Raw genomic sequence first — 19,502 nt, 5'->3', positions numbered from 1 at the left:
CTGCAGGGGGGACCCTGTGGGAGAGTAGGACACCGCCGAACAATCATTGTGGGAAAGCCCCGCACCTTATGGTGCGGGGCTTTCCTGCGTTCAGGGGCGGGATACAAGGCCGAAACCGCGTTGCTCAGCGACGCCGGCGCGGTCAGTATCGGCGCCATGGACTATGTCATTCGCGGTGTACGGGCCGAGGAGTGGGCGAAGGCCCGGGAGCTCCGGCTCGCCGCCCTGCAGGATCCGGTCGCGCACCTTGCCTTCCTTGAGACGTACGAGCAGGCGCTCGAGCGGCCGGACATGTTCTGGCAGGACCGTACGGCCATGGCCGCGGACGGGATCGGGGCACGGCAGTTCATCGCAGAGGCGCAGGACGGGCGGTGGACCGGCACGGTCACCGCGCTGGTTGAGCGGCCGGCGGGTGAGGTGCGGTTCGGGGAGGCCGCGGAGATCGACCAGACGCATCTGGTGGCGGTGTTCGTACGGCCCGAGGCGCGGGGAACGGGGGTGGCGGAGGCGCTGTTCCGGGCTGCGGTCGAATGGTCGTGGGCGCTGTCGGGGCCGCCGGTGAAGCGGGTACGGCTGTATGTGCACGAGAGCAATGCGCGGGCGGCGGCGTTCTATCGGCGTATCGGATTTGTGGCGAGCGGTGAGTCGGTGCCGGTGCCGGGGGATCCGGCCGCGCGGGAGGTGGAGTACGAAGTGCTGCGGTAGGCAACTGCGTCAGCTAGCAGCAGGTGGGGCGGTGGGCCGTGGGAGCGGCCGGAGGCTCGGCCGCGGCGGCGGCCGTTTCGACCTGGGCCAGGAGCTGTGTGCGCTCCGTCCGGTCGATGTAGCGGCCGGCGACGAGGACCGAGTCGATACGACGGGTGTGGCGGATGTCGGTCAGCGGGTTCGCGTCCAGCACCACCAGGTCCGCGCGGTGGTCGGCGAGGCCGAGCATGCGGGCGGGTGCGGTGGTCGCCGACTCCAGTGCGCGGTGGGCCGGCAGTCCGGCCTCGGCGAGCAGGGCCATCTCGTCGTGGAGCGAGAAGCCCGGTACGAGATAGCCGGTGCCGCTGTCAGTGCCGGCCAGCAACTCCACGCCGGAACGGTGGAGTTCGGCGACCAGCCGCAGCCGGTGGGCGTAGATCTCGCGGATGCGGGCCGCCTCGCTCGGAGTGCGGCCGCCGATCAGGGCCTCCCAAGTGGCCGGCCAGCTCTCCACCATCCAGGACGGCAGATACTTCGCCTCCTCCTGTGTGGCCGGAAGCTGGTCCGGGCGCTCCAGTGTGTGGTGGACCGACAGGGTCGGCACGACGCGGGTGCCGTTGGCGGCGAGCCGGTCGAAGAGCGCGCGGGCGCGGGCCGGATCGTAGCTGCGTACGGCCTCGTACTCCAGCGCGTGCACCTGGCGGAACCAGGAGTGGTAGCGGGCCATGCTGGAGGGCTCGCGCGGGTCTAGGCGTACACGCTCCAGACCGCGGCGGATCTCCTTCTCCTTGGACTCCGACACGGTCGCCAGCAGCAGGGCATGAAGGTGCTCGATGGTCTGCTGACCGGCGTCGCTGCACTCCGCGATGGTCATGGAGTCCGGGCAGTGGCCCGCGAAGCGGATGCCCTGCCTGCGGGACTCGTCGGCGATGGCGAGATACGCGGGACGGGAGAGGCGGGAGTAGACCTTCACGAAGTCCGCGCCGGCGCGCTTGACCGCGCGTACGGCACGGCGGGCCGATGCCTCGTCGCGGACCTCGATCACCGGGTTGCCGGTGTCCTCGGTGAAGAGGGTCGGCGGGCCGTCGACGATCGGACTGGCGATGACCCAGCGCGGGCCGAGGAGTTTGCCGGTCGTGACCTGCTGCCGCCACTCGTGGTGGACGGGCTGCCCCCACATCTCCCGTACGGATGTGACGCCGGCCAGCGGGAAGACCGGCGCGGCGATCTCGGCGGGGCCGGAGGTGTGGACATGCGCCTCGACGAGGCCGGGGATGACGTACTTGCCCCGCAGGTCGACGGTCCTGGCGCTGCGCGGGACGACGGTCCCCGCGCTGCTGCCGGAACGGATGATGCGGCCGCCGCGGACGAGGATCGTCTGGTCGGGGACGGTCCGCGAGCCATGGACGAGAGTGGCATGGGTGAGGGCGAGGACGTCGTGCCGGGTCGTACGCGGCGTGGCTCGGGCGGTCCCGCTGGTGAGCGCGGTGCCGGTCAGTGCCGTGCCGGTCAATGCGGCCGCGGTGCCGAGGACTTGGCGTCGAGTGGGCATGGGCGGGACCCCCAGAGTCGTAGTGCCGTGCTGGCGTGTCTATGACTCTGTCGTGTCGCGGGGGCGGGGTCAGTGGGCGTAGCAGGCAGGTTGGGGGGTGGGGCTGGCAACACCCCCCGGGGCCTACTGGGTGAGCGGCTCCGGCCACCGGGCGCGGGCTTGTTCGGCGGAGCGGAGCAGGACCAGGGTCGGCAAGCCCTGGTTCTGCCCGGAGGACAGCAGCTCCGGGAGGCTGGGCAGCGGAGCCACGGCCGCGACGTCGTCGAGAACGAGCGTCATTGGTGGGTCGAGCCGACCGTCGGATGACCGTGCGGCCATGCGGCGGCCGTGCTCGACCACGTCTGAGGCCAGTGCGGTGAGCAGAGGCATTGCGCCGGGGTGGGCTCGGGGGTCCTCGATGGGCTCCCCCATCAGGTAGAGAGTGCCCCCCTCGTCGATAAAAGATTCCAGAGTGAGCGAATCCGTTCGGTTCGGGGTGCAGGCCTCGCGGATATGGATCGAGGAGAGGGCGGAGAGGGCGCGGACGACCAACTGCTGGGCGATCTCGCGGCGTTCGGGATGCCCGGTGAGAGCGGACTCGAGGAGCCCGGCGAGTCCGGCGGTGGCCTTCGCGTGGGTACGGAGGATGCGTACGGCCTCCTGCGCGCTGCCGCCCTGCGCCCAGCGGTGCACCTGCTTGAACGGCCGCCCGTCCACGGCCGCGGCGTGCAGCCAGCAGCGCAGCAGGGTTTCGGCGGTGTCGGCCATGGCGGCGTCGAGAAGCGCGCGGGGCCGGACGGGAGCGAGGAGGGCGGCGGCGCGTTGCTGTGCGGTGCCGGCGTCCTCGCAGCGGGCGGTGGGCGACCAGTGGAGACGGGCAGGGGTGTCGCAGAGGTGCCCCGGGTCGTAGACGAGAACGGGCCCGAGCTTGGCGCGCGCGTCCTTGGTCTCGGCCCAGACGGTGGGGTCGGAGGTGACGACGAGTGCGGGACCGGCGGCGTCGAGGACGGCCTGGAGCGCGGCGGGGCGGCGGGTCGCGGGGTCGCCGAAGAGGAGTCGGGGGGTCCGGGGCGGGGGTACGGGGTGGGCCCAAGGAGTGGGGCCTTGCGGCGGGTTGGGGCCAGGGGCTCCGGTGTTTGTGGTGTGGGGGTCCTGCCCGCCCGACCCTTGCTCCGCAAGCGCCTGGGGGCCTGCGGCCCCGGCGGGCGCGGCTTCCACGTTGCCTGCGCCTTGCTGGGCAAGGGAGTTGGGGCCTGCGGTCCCTGTGTGCGGGCTTGCGGCTGCGCTGCTGATCGCGGTGGGCCAGTTGCCGGTGCCCGTGGCATCCGCGTACGGGCTTGCCGTACCGCCGCCGGTCGGGGTGCCTGCCCCGTACGGGCTCGCAGCTCCGCCGGTGCCCGAAGGGCCCGCTCCGGGGCCAGGGCCTTGCTGCGCAAGAGCGTTGGGGGCCGCCGCGCTCGCGGAGCCGCCGTTGCCCGGGCCCGTGAGTCCAGGGCCCAGCCCATGCCCAAGCCCCTGTCCCGCAAGTGGATTGGCGTCCGCGACGCCCGCGCCCCCGCCCGTATCCACATCCCGCTTGCGGTCCACCCGTCCCGCCCTTACCGCTCGCCACCGCGCGACCGTTCCCAGGACGAAGATCGTCAGGACCACGAGCACCATCAGCTCGCCGATCGCCAGGCCCCAGAACAGGCCGTAGCCCGACAGTTGCGCGTCCGGGGTCTCCGGCCAGGCCGAGGGCAGGTCGTGCGGGGCCGCCGCCAGGGAGCGCATCGCCAAGGGGGTGTTGGCGAAGGAGACGCCCGTCGGCCACGCGCCGTGGGAGAACAGGCCCGCCAGGCCTGTTGCCGTCCAGACCAGCAGCGTCAGGCCGAGCAGGAAGGCCAGCAGGCCCACCAGCAGGCCGTCCGGGATGCCGTCGCGGGCATCGGCACGGGCGTCACGCGCATCACGGCCATATCGGGGGTCACCGCGGCGGTCGCGCATGTCATGCCACCGTCGACTCGGAGGACTCGTCCAACTGCTGCTGCTGCTCGATCAGGGCCGCACGCTGCTCCGCCTCCCACTCCGCGGCCTGTACGTCCTCGGGCAGTGCGGGCCCCGAGGATTCCGTCATGGCCCGGTCGGTGAAGACGAGTGGTCTCTCCGCCTCCGTCACCAGGTGTTTGACCACCTGCACATTGCCGTTGACGTCCCAGACCGCGATGCCCGGTGTGAGCGTCGGGATGATCTCGACCGCCCATCTGGGCAGGCCGAGCACCCGGCCCGTGGCACGGGCCTCGTCCGCCTTCTGGGCGTAGATCGTGCGCGTCGACGCCATCTTCAGGATCGCCGCCGCCTCCCGCGCCGCCGCTCCGTCCACGACGTCGGACAGGTGGTGGACCACGGCGACAAAGGAGAGACCCAGACGGCGGCCGAACTTCAGCAGTCGCTGGAACAGCTGGGCCACGAACGGGCTGTTGATGATGTGCCAGGCTTCTTCGACCAGGAAGATCCGTTTCTTCCGGTCCGGGCGGATCCAGGTGTGCTCCAGCCACACACCCACGATCGCCATCAGGATCGGCATCGCGATCGAGTTACGGTCGATGTGCGACAGGTCGAAGACGATCAGCGGTGCGTCGAGGTCGATGCCGACCGTCGTCGGGCCGTCGAACATGCCCCTCAGGTCACCGTCGACCAGACGGTCCAGTACCAGCGCGACATCCAGGCCCCAGGCCCGTACATCGTCGATGTCGACGTTCATGGACTCCGCCGACTCCGGCTCCGGGTGCCGCAACTGGTCCACGATGTCGGTCAGCACCGGCTGACGGTCGATGATCGTCTCGTTGACATACGCGTGCGCGACCTTGAGCGCGAAGCCGGAACGCTCGTCCAGGCCGTGGCCCATCGCCACCTCGATGATCGTCCTCAGCAGCGCCAGCTGGCCCGTCGAGGTGATCGCCGGGTCCAGCGGGTTCAGCCGGATGCCGCCGTCCAGTGCCGTCATCGGGTCGAGCCGGATGGGGGTTATGCCCAGCTCCTGCGCGATCAGGTTCCACTCGCCGACGCCGTCCTCGCCCTGCGCGTCCAGGACGACGACCTGCCGGTCCCGGAAGCGGAGCTGACGCAGTACATAGGTCTTCTCCAGCGCCGACTTGCCGTTGCCCGACTCGCCGAGCACCAGCCAGTGCGGGGCCGGCAGTTGCTGCCCGTACAGCTGGAAGGGGTCGTAGATATAGCCCTTTCCGCTGTACACCTCGCGGCCGATGATCACGCCCGAGTCGCCGAGGCCCGGCGCGGCGGTGGGCAGATAGACCGCCTGCGCCTGGCCCGTGGACGTACGCACGGGCAGCCGGGTCGTCTCCACCTTCCCGAACAGGAAGGAGGTGAACGCCTCGGTGAGGACGGACAGCGGATCTCGCATCAGGATCAGGGCCCCTATCAGCGCTAGCGGCGGATGCCGGTCGCGAACGGCAAGGTGTTCACAAAGGCCCGGTGGTGCTCGCGGTCGCACCACTCCAGCTTGAGGTACGACTTGCCGGCCGAGGCCCTGATCGTGCGCTTGTCCCTGGCCAGGGCCTCGGGCGAACGCGACGACACAGTGATGTACCCGACAAGATTGACACCTGCCGCACCGCTTGCGAGATCTTCACCCCGCTGGTCGAGCCGTCCGTGCGCGGCGATGTCGCGCGGGTCGACGGTGCGGTTCATCTTCGCCGCGCGTGAGGCGTCGGCCTCGTCGTTCGTCTTCTCCGTGAGCATCCGCTCGATGGCGACCTCGGTGGGCTCCAGGTCCATGGTGACCGCCACCGTACGGATCACATCCGGGGTGTGGACGAGCAGCGGGGCCAGGAAGTTGACGCCCACCGGGGTCATCGGCCATTCCTTCACCCATGCGGTGGAGTGGCACCACGGCGCGCGGGTGGATGACTCGCGGGTCTTCGCCTGGAGGAAGGTGGGCTGCAGGGCGTCCAGCTCGGCCGGCCAGGCGTTGCGTTTGGTCATCGCCTGGATGTGGTCGATGGGGTGGTCGGGGTCGTACATCGAATGCACGAGAGAGGCGAGCCGGCCCTGGCCGAGCGGCTGGCGGACCCGGATGTCGGCCTCGGCGAGGCGGGCGCAGATGTCCGTGAGCTCGCGGGCCATGACGACGGCGAGGCCCGCGTCCTTGTCGATTCTGCGCGCCTTCGCGCCGGTGGAGTGGCGGGCGGCGCGGGCCATGGCGTTGGCCTCGGCGGCCAGTTCGCGCGAGTAGTGCATGCAGGCGACGAGATACGCGCGGTGCTGCTCGCTGGAGGTGGAGACCATCGACTGGAGCTGCTCGTACGAGTCGCGCAGCCAGACCGGTGCCTGCTGGTCGCCGCGCTGGGCGACGTCCTTGGCGTGCGCGTCGGGGTCGGCGGGCAGCGTACGGGCCAGCATCTGAAGGCGCGTCACAAAGCCGTCGCCGTTGGCCACATGCTTGAGCAGGGTGCCGAAACGGTCGACGAGGGCTTCCTGGTCCTCGCTGTCGCGCAGTCCGACGCCGGGGCCCTCGATCTCGATGGCGGCAGTGACGGTGCGGCGGTCGGCGTGCAGCAGTACGGCGATCTCGTCGGGGCCGAAGGGTGCGGCGAGCCAGTTGATCCGCCCGATGCCGGGCGGCGGGCCGACCTCGACCTCACGTCCGTCGAGCCGGGTGCCGGCCTCGGCGACGACGGAGCGGTAGGTGGTGCCGCTGCGCAGGGTGCGCTTGTAGCTGCGGTTGATCTCGAACCAGCGGTAGATGGTGCGGTGTTTGTACGGGACGTACACGGCGGCGAGCGCGAGCAGCGGGAAGCCCATCAGCAGCACGATCCGCAGGGACAGGACGGGTACGAGCAGCCCGCTCATCATGCCGAAAAACGCGCCGGCGATGATCAGCGCGATCTCGCCGGTCTCGCGGTTCTTGCCGACGATCGCGTTCGGCCGGGCCCGGCCGATGAGATACGTACGGCGGGGCGCGATGGGATGGGACTGGGTCGTCAACGCCCTCCACCTCCTGTGCTCTTGCGGTTGCTGTGCGGGGTGCCGGAGCCGGGATTGCCGCTACGGGGCGGCGGAGCGGCGGACTGGCCGCCGGCGTTGCCCCCTCCCGGGTTGCGGGTGCTGTGCGCGGCGACGCCGCCGCTGATCGGGTTGGCGGGGCGGGGAGCGGCGCCGTTGCCGTCGCCGCCGGCGTTGCCGCGGCTGCTGTGGGTCTTGATGCCCTGGGAGACGAGAGCGGCGGGCGAGCTGATGACGGCGGCGGCCTTGCTCTCGGCGCTGTTCTGTATGCGGTTGTTGCGGGAGTTGGCGATCTCGTCGCCGAAGCCGGGGACAAAACGGTAGATCATCGCGGAGGCGAAGATGGCGAGCAGGATGATCGCGAGTCCCGTGACGATGGCCGAGAAGGAGTCCGGACCGTCGTCGCCGGCGAGTGCGCCCGCGAGGCCGAGGACGATGACGATGACGGGCTTGACGAGAATCACCGCGATCATGATCCCGGCCCAGCGGCGTACGTGACCCCAGAGGTTCTTGTCGACGAGCCCGGCGTAGACGACGACGCCGAGGAGGGCGCCGACGTACAGGAGAACGGCGCGGATGAAGAGCTCGAGATAGAGAATCCCCGCGGCGAGAACGGTCACGAGGGAAACGATGATCAGCATGATGGGCCCGCCGCTGATCTGATCGCCCTTCTGCAGGGCCTGTTTGAAGCTGCCGAAGAAGACATCGGTCTGACTGCCGGTGCCTTGCGCGATCACATCGGTGATCGCGTCGGTTGCGGAGACGAGGGTGTAGAGGATCAGCGGGGTGAAGGCGGACGCGAGGACGGTCAGCCAGAGGAACCCGATGGCCTCGGAGATGGCGGTCATGAGGGGCACACCGCGGATGGCGCGCTTGGCGACGGCGAGCAGCCAGAGGAGGAGGGTGAGGAAGGTGGCGGCGGCGAAGACGATGGCGTACTGGCCGAGGAAGGTGCCGTTGGTGAAGTCGACCTTGGCGGTGGATTTCACGGCCTTCGAGAGCTCGTCGATGATGGATACGGCGGCGTCGGCGCAGCCGCGGGCGAGGGAGGCGAGGGGGTCGAGGGCGTCGGTGGGGTTGTCCAGCCCCGGGGCGCGGCGTGAGGAGCCGCCGGGCTCGCCGGAGTCGCAGTAGTCACGGGCGGGGCCTGCGATCAGCCCGCACGGGTCATTGCTCTTGGTCGGCGCAGGCGACGGCGGAGGTGTCGGCGCTGCGGCAGCCCGGGCCGCGAACAGCAACGCCGCCGTGTGGACGGCAGCCACGGCGGTGAGGATGGAGCGAGCGCGAGAGGGAGGGCTAACGGGCATACGTGAACCCTCCGAATTCCTTGACCGCGTCGGCGATTTCGTCGGACCCGGAGACCGCGTTGTCGCCGGTGACCGGTGTCGGGCCGGTTTTCTGGGTGGTTTCCAGGACCTTCCAGTCGGATCCGTTCCACTTCAGCTTGACGCTCAGCGTGAACCAGCCGCTCGTCACCGGCTTGGTCGACTTCTCGCCCGTCAGCCCGAACAGGCCAAGGCACCAAACGTCGACGTCGGCGCTGTCGTTCGAGAATCTCTTGACCTTGGAACCGGCGGGCAGCGTGCGATTGACGAACGTCGAGCCGGCCGGGGCGCCGCCATCGGCGCTGAGCCCGATCTGCGCCAGGAACGCCGGGGAGTAGTCGGCGTCGAATCCGGACTGGAGCTTGTTGAGCGTGCTGGAGTCGGCGATGGCCTTCACGATTTCCTGGCGGCGCGCCTTGTTGAACATGCCGTCAGAACCCAGCGCCACCGCATAATTCGCCGCCGCGCTCTGCGCCCCCTGCTCATCCCTCGCAAACCCCGACGCCACCAGCCCCGTCTTCCCCTTCACCGGCGCAACCCCCGTCGCCGCCGTCGGTTCCGCCCCCGCCCCCTTCGCCGTTTGGCCGGAGGAAGCGTCACCGTCCCCGTCCCCGCCGCCTCCCCGGTTCGCGAAGGCGATCGCGGCGATCAGCAGTACCACCACACCGACCACCGTGATCAGTGAGCGCGAGCTGCGCACCGGGCGGCGGGCGCCGCCGTAGACGTCGGCGTCCGTGCCGGGGAGGCGTGTGCGTGTCTGGCCCGTGCCGCCGAAGCCGTCGTCCACGCGGCCGCCCGATTCGCCGCCGTAGCCGTGCTCGTCCCCGAGGCTCATGTCGCGTACTTCTCCTCGCTCCGCTGGGGGAGACGCCATCCCTCAACCGTTGGCAGTTCCGCCGACTCCGTGTAGTACGACGGTAGTCGTGCTGCTTCCCGCGCGGGCGCGGTGTGGTGACTCGACATCAGGGGGACGCAACCTCAAGGGGTGGGCCGGGCACTCGGGGAGAGGAGGATCGGAGGAAATCTGGGACCAGGGAACTGCGGCGGTCGGGTCAGACGGCCATCCCGTACACGATGGTGAACAGGGTTCCCAGTGACCCGATGATGAAGACTCCGGTCAGTCCGGCGACGATCAGGCCCTTGCCCTGTTCGGCGCTGAACGTGTCGCGCAGTGCCGTCGCTCCGATGCGCTGTTTGGCCGCGCCCCAGATCGCGATGCCGAGGCAGAGCAGGATGGCAATGGCCATCACCACCTCGATCATCACTCGTGCTTCGTTCCCCAGGCTCCCGAAAGGCCCCCAGTTGGGGGCGATTCCGCCGATGATGGTGGTGATGTCGCCCTTTTCGGCTGCCAGGATCATGTGTAACTCACCGCCCCTGTCGGGTTGTTCGGTGCCCATGCCCCTCGGCATGGGCCATCGCTCTATCTTCGCTGATGAAACCGCCCGCGTATGCCGACTTCGAGGGTCTCTTTACCCGATCTCCGCACGTATGACCGATCGCGCCGCCCTGACCTGCGTCGGCGCGGAGCCGGTGCGGTGCAAGAAGCGCGTATGGTTACTCTGTGTATCACGGAGGGTGACTCCGGGCAATGACTGTCGTTGTTCCACCTTTGGGGCGGTGCGAGGCGGTATGGACACGCCTCGCACACGGCCCGGCGTCAGTAGATGCCGTTGAGGTCGGTTCCCTCCGGCGCCCGGTAGCAGCCGGAGACCACGTTCACCAGGATCAGCGGCTGCTTCTCGTCCGCGCCGACGCGCAGCTCCGCGTTGACCGAGAAGTGTTCCTTCTCCGAGTCCGCCGTCAGCTCCAGGGTCTTCGCGGCGCTTTTGTTCGGGCCGTATTCGACGACCTTCCAGCCCTTCTTGGGGAGCGTCTCCCGCAGGCGCTGGAAGCCCTGCTCCAGTTCCGCGGCCGGGACGCCGTAGAGCGACCACGGGTGGCGGGAGAGGAAGAGGTGGTCCGGGTCCTGTTCGCAGGTGGAGACTCCGGGGCCGGGTTCCGTTGTCCTGGCCTGGCCGAGGCCGATCATGTCGAAGATCTGGCCGGAGACGGACTTGGTCTTCGCCCGCGCCTCGTCGACGCCGAGCGTGGTGGGTGTGTAGCCGAGATCGTCCATGTCCTTCGAGCATCCCGTCGCGATGGTTGCCAGGGCGAGGGCCGAGGCGACCGCGCCGATGGCGCGCCCCGCCCGGCCTCCGCTGCTGGTGCTGGTCACTAATCGTCCTCTTCCACACGGTGGTAGTCGCCGACGACGACAGCGGCCTGGTTCTTCAGGCTCTGCGAGCCACGGTTCCAGTAGTCGCTGTGTCCGCTGGTGTCGACGTCCATCCGGTGCGCCCCGAACGTCTCGTCCGACGGCACGACCTGGATGTATCCGGCGTCGTAGGGAATGCCGTTCCAGTACTGGACGCCCCACTTGTACCCGCCGAGTCCCGCGAGCTTGCCGCCGGCCGGCACCAGGTCGTCGCCGGCGGCCTCGGACCAGACGTGGCCCTTCGGGACGTCGAGGTCTTTCGCCTCGCCGACCATCATGCCGGGGCTGCCCGCCACCACGATGTCGTCGGCGGACAGGTCGCCCTTGTTCGAGGCGTCGCCGACGACCGTGGAGCCGTAACTGTGGCCGATGATGGTCGTGTGGCTCTTGTCCGCGCCGCCCTGGGCCGTTTCGAGGCCGTCCATGAAGTTGTTCAGCTTCGGTGAGCCGTTGTAGGCCCAGTCCTTCTCCATTGCTTCGGGCACGATGCTCTGCGGCGCGTCGTAGCCGAGCCAGGTGATCGTCGAGGTGGTCTCGCCCGGGGCCTGGGCGTTGGCCTCGCGCCACATCTCCGTCATCCGGTTGATGTCGCCGCCGATGCTCTCCAGCTTGGACGTGGTGCCGGGGACGTACACCGCCGTGTTGGTGGCCGTGTCCGGGTTGCCGTTGGCGATGATCGCCCGGCCGGTGCCCTTCTCGTCGAAGCTGAGCAGGTACGCCTCGGGAAGGCCTTCCGACGGCGGCGCGTCGAACCGTTTCTGGATCGCGTCCATGCCCTTGATCTGGGCCTGCAGCCGCGGGCCGCCGCCGTCGCTCCACTTGCGCCACTCGGGGTTGACGATGGCCGCGGGGTAGTTGCCGCTGGGGTTCTGGATGTACTTCTGCGGTTCCGGGCCCAGCTTGTTCAGGTCCAGCCGGTTCTGGGCGCGGGTCTCCGCGAGCACCATGCGGTTGGCGTCGTCGCGTACGTCGGACGGGAGGCCGTCCAGGCGGCCGATGGAGGCGGGGTAGAGGGTCGCGTACTCGTCGCGCTCCTGCCGGCTGAGCGAGTTCCACCACTTGGCGTTGTCCGCGGGCGACTTGTCCTTGGGGATCCGGTTCTCGTCCGCGTACTTGCCGGCCGCCTTCTGTACGTCCCGGGTGTCCTGCGCCGCGTCGGCGAGCATCGCGTCGGTGACATCGAGGCCGTCGGTGGTCTTGAGCTTGCGCAGCACACCGGCGTACCGGCCGTCGATCTCGGCCGCTTCGCGCAGCGCGGCGGCGATGTCCTCGGCGATGTGCTCCGCCTCGGCCTTGTTGGAGTTGCCGGCGCCCTCGGGCGTGCCGGGCACGAGAGGGATGGGCGCGCCGGGGACCGCCCTGGCCTGTCCTGGGGCGAGCGGCACCTGGTCGTTGGGGTACTCCACCGAGCCGTCGGCATGGACGGTGAACTTGTGTTCCCTGGCCGACTGCAGCGCCCGCAGCAGTTTGCCCTGCGGCCCGGCGAGCTCGGACGCCAGCCCGTTCAGCGCCGTACGGATCAGTCCGCACTCGGTGTGGATGTACTGGTAGTTGCGGCTGAGCCGGCTCAGATCGGCGATGGCGGCGCCGGCCGTGTCGCCCTTCTGCGTTTCGCGCAGCTTGCCGAGCATCTCGCGGTCGACCCGGTCCTTGGCGGCGTTCGCGCGGCTGGAGACCTTGCCCCAGCCGATGGCCGCCTCCGTGTACTCGACGAGGTTGACGTTCTCCAACTGCTGCCAGGTGGTCACTTCGGTCCCCCGATCCTGCCCTCGAAGCGCCGCCGGTTCTCGATCTCCTGCTCGCCGAACTCCTTGCCCGCCGACCTGAGACTGCCCTCCAGGCGGGTGCACTCGTCGCGTACGGAGGTCAGCCGGCCCTTCCAGGAGGTGAGGACCTCGGCCATCGCGGCCGTGCTGTCGAAGCCTTCGGTCCGCTTCGCGTCGACCTTGGCGGCCTCCTCCAGCTCGGTGAGCGCGGAGGCGGACGAGGTGTGCAGCGCGTTCGCGACGGAAGACGCCGTCGTCCACGGGCCGCTGCTGACCTTCAGGTCGGGCTCGCCGCCGTTGCCTGAGCCGCCCCCCGGGTCGGCGTGTGCCAGCTTCATTCCCGTGCCGGAGCTGTCGTTGCCGAACAGACCGCTCCACTTCTCGTTGAGCGTCATGCGTCGTCCCCCGTGACAGACGTGTCCCACCCTTGTGGTGACTGAGGACGGCGTACGGGCGGTGTCGGTTCCGCAGGGCGGACGTGCGCCACGGGCGGAAGTGCCCCGTCAACCTCCCTGTCCGGATGCCGAGTTGGATATTGTGGCCGCGTGACCGACGACGCGCAGGGCCTCGACCGGATCGACACGACCCGCCCCCATACCGCCCGTATCTGGAACTACTGGCTCGGCGGCAAGGACAACTACATCGTCGACCGCGAAGCCGGCGACCAGATCCGCTCGCTCCATCCCGGCATCGGCGACTACGCGCTCGCCGACCGGCTGTTCCTCGGGCGCTCCGTGCACCATCTCACCGCCGATGTGGGCATCCGGCAGTTCCTCGACATCGGCACCGGCCTGCCGAGCGCCGACAACACCCACGAGGTCGCCCAGCGGGCCGCACCCGACGCGCGGATCGTGTACGTCGACAACGACCCGCTCGTACTGGCGCACGCCCGCGCCCTGCTGACGAGTACGCCCGAGGGCCGGACCGACTATCTCGACGCCGATCTGCGGGACATCGACACCATCCTGGAGCGCGCGGCCAAGACGCTCGACTTCAGCCGGCCCATCGCGCTGATGCTGCTCGGTGTGGTGATCTTCATCGAGGACGACGAGCAGTCGTACGCAGTCGTCCGCCGTCTCATGGACGCGCTGCCCGCCGGCAGCCATCTGGTGCTTTCCCACACCATCACCAGCCCGGCGATGCCGGACGTGGACGACGCGGTGGCCTTCTGGAACGAGCACGGGACGCCCAAGCTCACTCAGCGCACGCCCGAGCAGCTCTCCCGCTACTTCGAGGGTCTGGAGCTGCTGGAGCCGGGTGTCGTCTCGTGTTCGCGCTGGCGGCCGGAGGAGGACGGTTCGGTGGACGAGGTCGCCATGTTCGGCGGCGTCGGCCGCAAGGCGTAGAGCAAGGCGCCGAGCAAGGCGCAGCGCCGGTAAGGACGCCGGTAAGGACGCCGGTAAGGAAGAGCAGGGCGAGGCCTGGTGAGGCGTCGCCCTGCCGTTGTGGTCACCTCATCAGCCGGAGGTGACCATGTATCCGAGCAGTGCCACCGCCACGCCGATCAGCGCGATGAAGGTCAGCGCCGCGAGCGTTCCCCCGGCGTCTCGGGTCCTGCGCGATGCGTTGCCGCTGCCCGCGTTTTCTGCGTTCCCCACTGCTTCTCCTGTGGTGCTCGTCCCGCCGCGGTCGACGGCGGGCGCCGTTCACAGCCTTCCTGGCTGCGTGACACAGGGTAGTGGTAGCTGGTCCAGACCACTCGAGGGGGGTTGACCGGAGTTCAGCGGGGCGCGACGAACAGGCTCTGCGCGCTGCGGCCGATCGGGCCCTTCTCGTCGTGCAGTTGGGCGTCCGCCAGGCCGATTCCCGCCGGGTCGACGCTCGTACGGGCCTCGACGCACACCCACTCGCCGACCGGGTGCCGGTGCAGATGGACCGTCAGATCCGCGTTGATGAAGACATGGCGGCTGAAGTCGAGGACATTGCTGATGCCGTTGCCGGAGTCGGCCGCGACCAGCACGCGGTCCAGCGGCCGGGTCTCCTCGCCCGCGATGAGCGGCACGCGCATCCGCATCCAGCAGGTACCGGGGCCCAGCGCCCTGAACGAGCCCTCGGTGAACCGGGTTTCCATCGACGTGTGGTAGCCGACGTCCCACGGGATCGCGAAGAACGGGCTGTCGGCGGCTTCCCCGGGAGACGGCACCCGGGGGCCCGGGGCGACCGCCGGTCCCGGCTCCTCGGCGGTCCGGATCCGCAGCGCCCGCGCCAGCATCACCGGCGCCTGGCCCTCGGGCGAGAGCGCCGCCTCGACGAGCTCCACGCTGCGGCCGGACCGCAGCACGGTCGTGGTCACCTCCAGCGGCCGGATCGGCACCGGGCGGACGATCTCGTACGTGACGCGGGCGATCCGCATGTCCGTACGCGCACCCGGCCGATCCTCCAGCGCCCGCCCCAACAGCGCGGCCGGCGGCCCGGCGTGCTGCGAATCCGCGTCCCACGGACCCCGAGTGCCCTCGGTGGGCGCGAAGCGGCGCTCGGAGAGCCGCTCGAAGAACGCCTCGGGTTCCGCCATGGCAAGCCGCCTCTCCCTGCACAGGTGTCACAACAGATGTACGGCACACACGCTACCTACGGGTAACCGGTGAAACCAGGCCATGGCGCGTCCTCTTCGTACGCTCCCGGCGGCAAACGTCCGCACCTACACTGGCGCAGGGCGTACTGCCGTGGGTGGAAAGGTGGTTGACGGTGCGTAAGGCGTGGCTGGTCGGGGCGGCGTCCGTCGGGCTGTGTCTGAGCTTTGTCGCACTGCTCGTCGTCGGCACCTACTCCGCCGCCTCCGGGCTGTTCGGGAACGCCAAGAACGGCGCCGTCGGGCTCGCCAAGGGCGCCGTGCCCGGGCTCTACCAGCCGCTGGTGCAGAAGTGGGGCAACCTCTGCCCGGCCATCAACCCCGCGCTGCTCGCCGCCCAGCTCTACCAGGAGAGCGGCTGGAACCCGAAGGCGCGGAGTCCCGCCGCCGCGCAGGGCATCGCGCAGTTCATCCCCGGTACCTGGGCCACGCACGGCATCGACGGGGACAAGGACGGTGACCGCGACGTATGGGATCCGGCCGACGCGATTCCGTCTGCTGCGTCGTACGACTGCGAACTGGCCGGATACGTCAAGAAGGCTCCGGGCGACGCGACGAACAACATGCTGGCGGCCTACAACGCGGGCGCGTACGCGGTGATCAAACACGGCGGCGTTCCGCCGTACCGCGAGACGCAGAACTATGTGAAGGTCATCCGCACCCTGGAGAAGAGCTTCGCGCGGCCGATAGGACGGGTCGAGCCGTCGCGGCAGGCGGCGGGCGCGATCTACTTCGCGCAGCAGAAGCTCGGCACGAAATATCTCTGGGGCGGCAACGGCACTCCTGAGCAGGGCGGACGCTTCGACTGCTCCGGGCTGACACAGGCCGCGTACCGCACGGTCGACATCGAGCTGCCGCGCGTCGCCAACGACCAGTACAACGCCGGGCCGCACCCGTCCCGCGACGAACTGCTCCCCGGCGATCTCGTCTTCTTCTCCGACGACCTCACCAACTCGCGCGCGATCCGGCACGTCGGCCTCTATGTCGGCGGCGGATACATGATCAACGCGCCGTACACCGGGGCCGTGATCCGCTTCGACAAGATCGACACCCCGGACTACTTCGGAGCGACCAGGGTCACCGAGGATGGCGCAAAAGCGCTGCCGACAGTTCCTCCGGAAGCCTGACAAGGCATCCCGTATGGCTGGAACTCTCTGTTAGGCCAAGGCCCTGAGCTGCAGTGATGTGTCTCTCTTCGATAACGTCATGGTGATCGTTCGGTGGAGAGTGGAACGTACGTAGGTAGAGGGCCGTTCCCTGGACGGGAACAGCCGCACTGACCATGCAGCAGACACCACGCTTACCACGGGGGTTGGTACGAGCGGCGCGTCCACCGCGCGTCGCGCCAGGCACAAGGCAAGGGGTCGCAGGAGATGGCCGGACTCGCAGTGGGGTTGTCCCTGATGCAGTCAAGGGGCGGATCAAGCCCCGATCTCAGCCTGCTCTTCGACATCAACGGCCTGGCCAAGGACACCCCTTCATGGCTGGACCGCGCGATCTCGTTCGCCGGCGAGTACGGAATCCTGCTCGCGATGGTGCTGCTCGTGCTGTGGTGCTGGTGGAGCGTCCGGCGGCGCGGCACCGCCGCGGACTCGGTCGCGTCGGTCGCCGGGATCGTCTGGGCGCCGCTGGCCGCCGGACTCGCGCTGCTGGTCAACGTGCCCATCCGCGGCTTCGTCGAAAGACCGCGGCCGTTTGTGGACCACCGTGGCATCGAGGTCCTGGTCGCAGGGAAGACGGACTTCTCGTTCGTCAGCGATCACGCGACGCTGGCGATGGCGCTCGGCGCGGGACTCTTCGTCGCCCACCGGAAGTTCGGCTACGCGGCGCTCGGCCTCGCGCTCGCACTGGGCTTCTGCCGGGTCTTCATGGGCGTGCACTATCCGACCGATGTCATCGGCGGATTCGCGCTCGGCACGGCGGTCACGCTGCTGCTGGCGCCGCTCGCGCTCGCGCTGCTGACGCCGCTGGTGTCGGCGGCCGCCGCGTCGGACCGCGCGAAGTGGCTCGTACGGTCCAAGCGCGCGCCGGCCGGTCCCGGGGACCGGCCCGAGCCGCTCGGCCTGCCCGACCCGAGGACCGAAGGAGCCGGAACCGGGCCGGGCCGCAACGATCTCGCGGCCTGAGCACTTTCTCGCCGCTTCAGCGGCGGCCTCCGCGGGAGCGGCGCTGGTGGCGGCGGACGATCACCACGGTGCCCGCCCCGGCGATGGCACCCGTCGCGGCGACCGCCAGCGAGAGCTCGATCGGCCCCTCGTCCTTCGGCGTCGCGACCTCTGTGACCGGCGACGCGTCCGCCGCCGCAGCAGCCGCCCCTGTGCTCAAGCAGAGGGCCACTGCGGTTGCTGCCACCACTGCCGCCATTCGCTGCATGAGACGTACGCCCCTTGTGCCTCGGTACCGGAAAACCCCTATGACTCAAGGGCACAGGCCCGGCATCGCATCGGCCATCGGTGGGCATCCGTACGGGCTACAGCACCGGGAACTACAGCACCGGGAACTACAGCGCCTGCGGGAAGTCGAAGAGGCGGCCCGGGTCGTACTGCTTCTTCAGCCCGGCGAGCCGGTCCGCCGCCGGGCCGTAGTACGCCCGCCGCCAGTCCGTGAGCGTCGGGTCGACGTAGTTCTGGTACGCCGCCCCGGACGCGTGACGGCGCATCGAGGCGTGAGCGTCCTTGAGCCAGGCCCGCTGCGGAGCTCCGGACGTGTCCGGACGCCAGGCCGCGATGTACTGCGCCAGCATCCTGGACCGCCGGTGCACGAACGCGGTCGCCAGCGGGTCCACCCGGTTGATCGCGCCGCCCAGCGCCGTGAGCACCAGCGAGCCGCCGCCGCCCTGCGCCGGCGAGAGCCGGGTGAATCCCTCGGCGGCCGCGATCAGCGACTGCACACCGGCCGCGGACAGGTTCCGGTCGAAGAAGTCGGAGGCAGCGGCGTATGTCTCACGCTGGAGGACGCCCTCCTGCGTACGGCCCGGAGTGGTGCCCGGCAGATGGCACTGGGCGTCGCTGAGCGTGCCGCAGTTCGCGTAGTTGAGCATCGCGTCGCGGTAGCTGCGGCGGCGCAGTGAGACCGAGCGCGCCGACGAGCCCGCCCGGTCCGCGAGCCGGTCGAGGGCGTTCTGCAGATCGCTCTCGCTGCCGAGCGAGAACGCGGCGATCGAGAACGTCGGAGTGGAGCCGCCGGGCCCCGCCGACAGATGCGCCGACGACCAGATCTCGTCCGGCTGGCCCGGAGCCCACTGCTGCCAGGCGGTGAACACGGCCGCGGACTTCGACCACGGCCAGGTGAGATACGCGGTGACGGCCGGCGGCGTCGGATGGGTACGGAAGCGGAAGCCGGTCACCACGCCGAAGTTGCCGTTGCCCGCGCCGCGCAGGGCCCAGAACAGGTCCTTGTTCTCCTCGGCGCTCGCCGTCAGCCGCTTGCCGTCGGCCGTGACGATGGTCGCCGAGAGCAGGCTGTCGCAGGTCAGCCCGTACGCGCGCGAGCTGACGCCATGCCCGCCGCCGAGAGCGAGTCCGGAGACGCCGACGGTCGGGCAGGAGCCGGCCGGGATGGTGCGGCCCTGCCGGGCCAGGGATTCGTAGACGTCGATCAGTTTGGCTCCCGCGCCGATCGTGCCGTCGGCGGCGACGCGGTTCATGGCGGAGACGTCGATGACGAGCCGGCCGTTGCCGGAGGACCAACCCGCGTAGGAATGGCCGCCGTTGCGTATGGACACGGGCGTGCGGTGGGCCCTGGCGTAGGCGAGGCACTCCTTGATGTCGTCCTCGCCGGCGACATACGCGACGGCCGCGGGCTTCAGCGAGTCGAAGCGGGTGTTGTAGAGCTGCCGCGCGGTCGGGTACGCCGCGTCGCCGGGCCGGACGAGCTGCCCGTCGAGACCGCGGGCGAGCGCCTTCCAGTCGGGCGCGGCCGACGCGGTGGGCCCGCCCGCCGGGCCCGAGGTGCGGACCGGGGTGACCGTGCGGGTCGCCGTCGAGCCGCCGGCCGCGCTGCTGGAGCAGCCGGTGGCGGCCACAGCTGTGGTGACAGCCGTCGATACAGCGGTGGTGAGCAGCGCGCGCCGGTCCATGTGGCCTCCTGCAGGACGAGACGGCCCTGACGCGCCAGGGGTTCCGGAGGCCGGTGGGTCAACTTCGGGTCGCCGCGGCCGACGAGTGGAACTCGGCGTCCGCACGCGCCCGTTCTCTGGAACGTCTCGCGGGCCCCAGCCATCCGCAGGTACAGCGGGCGACGGCGAAGGAACCGCGCTCGCTGTTCGTGGTCCGGTGCGTTGCCGGGATCTCTCCCGGCGGGGCTTGCTCAGGCACAACTCCACGGTACTGGGGCGGCCCGCCGAATGCGCCCGGCGTGACGAGGGGAC

Annotated in this window: 18 protein-coding genes; 4 read left to right on the top strand and 14 right to left on the bottom strand. The window is 70.0% G+C overall.

Translation table 11 applies throughout. The annotated features are described in order from the left end of the window. The first annotated feature begins 156 nt into the window (after nucleotides 1-156). Nucleotides 157-705: a GNAT family N-acetyltransferase gene (locus ACH4YL_RS35240; RefSeq protein ID WP_398511596.1), complete on the top strand. Its 549-nt coding sequence runs from the start codon at nucleotides 157-159 to the stop codon at nucleotides 703-705. A gap of 13 nt (nucleotides 706-718) precedes the next feature. Here ACH4YL_RS35240 and ACH4YL_RS35235 read toward each other — a convergent pair whose 3' ends face one another. From ACH4YL_RS35235 to ACH4YL_RS35190, 10 genes are all read right to left on the bottom strand, one after another. Further along, a complete protein-coding gene (locus ACH4YL_RS35235) occupies nucleotides 719-2,236 on the bottom strand; it encodes an amidohydrolase family protein (RefSeq protein WP_398511595.1) in 1,518 nt (505 codons plus the stop codon). A gap of 123 nt (nucleotides 2,237-2,359) precedes the next feature. Next, nucleotides 2,360-4,198, bottom strand: coding sequence for a type IV secretory system conjugative DNA transfer family protein (locus ACH4YL_RS35230; RefSeq protein WP_398511594.1), 1,839 nt, complete (start codon nucleotides 4,196-4,198; stop codon nucleotides 2,360-2,362). A gap of 1 nt (nucleotide 4,199) precedes the next feature. After that, nucleotides 4,200-5,615 carry an ATP-binding protein gene (locus ACH4YL_RS35225; RefSeq protein WP_398511593.1) on the bottom strand — a complete coding sequence of 472 codons (1,416 nt, stop codon included), beginning with the start codon at nucleotides 5,613-5,615 and terminating at the stop codon, nucleotides 4,200-4,202. Between the two features lie 23 nt (nucleotides 5,616-5,638). Next, the gene (locus ACH4YL_RS35220) at nucleotides 5,639-7,198 is read right to left on the bottom strand and encodes an SCO6880 family protein (protein WP_398511592.1); all 1,560 of its coding nucleotides are present in this window, start codon (nucleotides 7,196-7,198) and stop codon (nucleotides 5,639-5,641) included. Further along, entirely contained in the window at nucleotides 7,195-8,523 is a 1,329-nt protein-coding gene (locus ACH4YL_RS35215; protein WP_398511591.1) for a hypothetical protein, read from the bottom strand. Before ACH4YL_RS35215 ends, ACH4YL_RS35220 begins: the two co-directional genes overlap by 4 nt. After that, complete coding sequence (locus ACH4YL_RS35210) at nucleotides 8,513-9,376, bottom strand: hypothetical protein (RefSeq protein WP_398511590.1); 864 nt, start codon at nucleotides 9,374-9,376, stop codon at nucleotides 8,513-8,515. Before ACH4YL_RS35210 ends, ACH4YL_RS35215 begins: the two co-directional genes overlap by 11 nt. 217 nt (nucleotides 9,377-9,593) lie before the next feature. Further along, nucleotides 9,594-9,902 carry a hypothetical protein gene (locus ACH4YL_RS35205; RefSeq protein WP_005315450.1) on the bottom strand — a complete coding sequence of 103 codons (309 nt, stop codon included), beginning with the start codon at nucleotides 9,900-9,902 and terminating at the stop codon, nucleotides 9,594-9,596. Nucleotides 9,903-10,201: 299 nt separating this feature from the next. Further along, the gene (locus ACH4YL_RS35200) at nucleotides 10,202-10,759 is read right to left on the bottom strand and encodes a hypothetical protein (RefSeq protein WP_398511589.1); all 558 of its coding nucleotides are present in this window, start codon (nucleotides 10,757-10,759) and stop codon (nucleotides 10,202-10,204) included. Further along, nucleotides 10,759-12,546: an alpha/beta hydrolase gene (locus ACH4YL_RS35195; protein WP_398511588.1), complete on the bottom strand. Its 1,788-nt coding sequence runs from the start codon at nucleotides 12,544-12,546 to the stop codon at nucleotides 10,759-10,761. The genes ACH4YL_RS35200 and ACH4YL_RS35195 overlap by 1 nt, the downstream gene beginning before the upstream one ends. Beyond that, nucleotides 12,543-12,959, bottom strand: a complete 417-nt coding sequence (locus tag ACH4YL_RS35190) for a hypothetical protein (RefSeq protein WP_398511587.1) — start codon at nucleotides 12,957-12,959, stop codon at nucleotides 12,543-12,545. Before ACH4YL_RS35190 ends, ACH4YL_RS35195 begins: the two co-directional genes overlap by 4 nt. A 150-nt stretch (nucleotides 12,960-13,109) precedes the next feature. On the opposite strand from ACH4YL_RS35190, the gene ACH4YL_RS35185 reads away from it, so the two are divergent. Further along, on the top strand, nucleotides 13,110-13,910 hold the full coding sequence (locus ACH4YL_RS35185; protein ID WP_398511586.1) for an SAM-dependent methyltransferase: 801 nt from the start codon (nucleotides 13,110-13,112) through the stop codon (nucleotides 13,908-13,910). Between the two features lie 111 nt (nucleotides 13,911-14,021). On the opposite strand, the gene ACH4YL_RS35180 is transcribed toward ACH4YL_RS35185, so the two are convergent. Together ACH4YL_RS35180 and ACH4YL_RS35175 are read right to left on the bottom strand one after the other, a co-directional pair. Continuing rightward, complete coding sequence (locus tag ACH4YL_RS35180; RefSeq protein WP_398511585.1) at nucleotides 14,022-14,162, bottom strand: hypothetical protein; 141 nt, start codon at nucleotides 14,160-14,162, stop codon at nucleotides 14,022-14,024. 122 nt (nucleotides 14,163-14,284) lie between these two features. Continuing rightward, nucleotides 14,285-15,076: a thioesterase family protein gene (locus ACH4YL_RS35175; protein WP_398511584.1), complete on the bottom strand. Its 792-nt coding sequence runs from the start codon at nucleotides 15,074-15,076 to the stop codon at nucleotides 14,285-14,287. A gap of 173 nt (nucleotides 15,077-15,249) precedes the next feature. Between ACH4YL_RS35175 and ACH4YL_RS35170 the strand changes: the two genes are divergently transcribed. Further along, nucleotides 15,250-16,260 (top strand): NlpC/P60 family protein, encoded by a 1,011-nt coding sequence (locus ACH4YL_RS35170; protein ID WP_398511583.1) that lies wholly within the window; start codon nucleotides 15,250-15,252, stop codon nucleotides 16,258-16,260. 246 nt (nucleotides 16,261-16,506) lie between these two features. Then, nucleotides 16,507-17,259 (top strand): phosphatase PAP2 family protein, encoded by a 753-nt coding sequence (locus ACH4YL_RS35165; protein ID WP_398511582.1) that lies wholly within the window; start codon nucleotides 16,507-16,509, stop codon nucleotides 17,257-17,259. Nucleotides 17,260-17,275: 16 nt separating this feature from the next. Here the strand turns inward: ACH4YL_RS35165 and ACH4YL_RS35160 are convergent, their stop codons facing one another. Further along, nucleotides 17,276-17,485: a hypothetical protein gene (locus ACH4YL_RS35160; RefSeq protein ID WP_398511581.1), complete on the bottom strand. Its 210-nt coding sequence runs from the start codon at nucleotides 17,483-17,485 to the stop codon at nucleotides 17,276-17,278. A gap of 148 nt (nucleotides 17,486-17,633) precedes the next feature. Further along, nucleotides 17,634-19,211 (bottom strand): FAD-binding oxidoreductase, encoded by a 1,578-nt coding sequence (locus tag ACH4YL_RS35155; protein WP_398511580.1) that lies wholly within the window; start codon nucleotides 19,209-19,211, stop codon nucleotides 17,634-17,636. Nucleotides 19,212-19,502 lie beyond the last annotated feature (291 nt).

Origin of the sequence: Streptomyces sp. NPDC020681, assembly GCF_044334895.1 — a bacterium.
GTDB lineage: Bacteria > Actinomycetota > Actinomycetes > Streptomycetales > Streptomycetaceae > Streptomyces.
The sequence above is the reverse complement of the archived record's forward strand: the minus strand, read 5'-3'. Positions and strand labels throughout refer to the sequence as shown.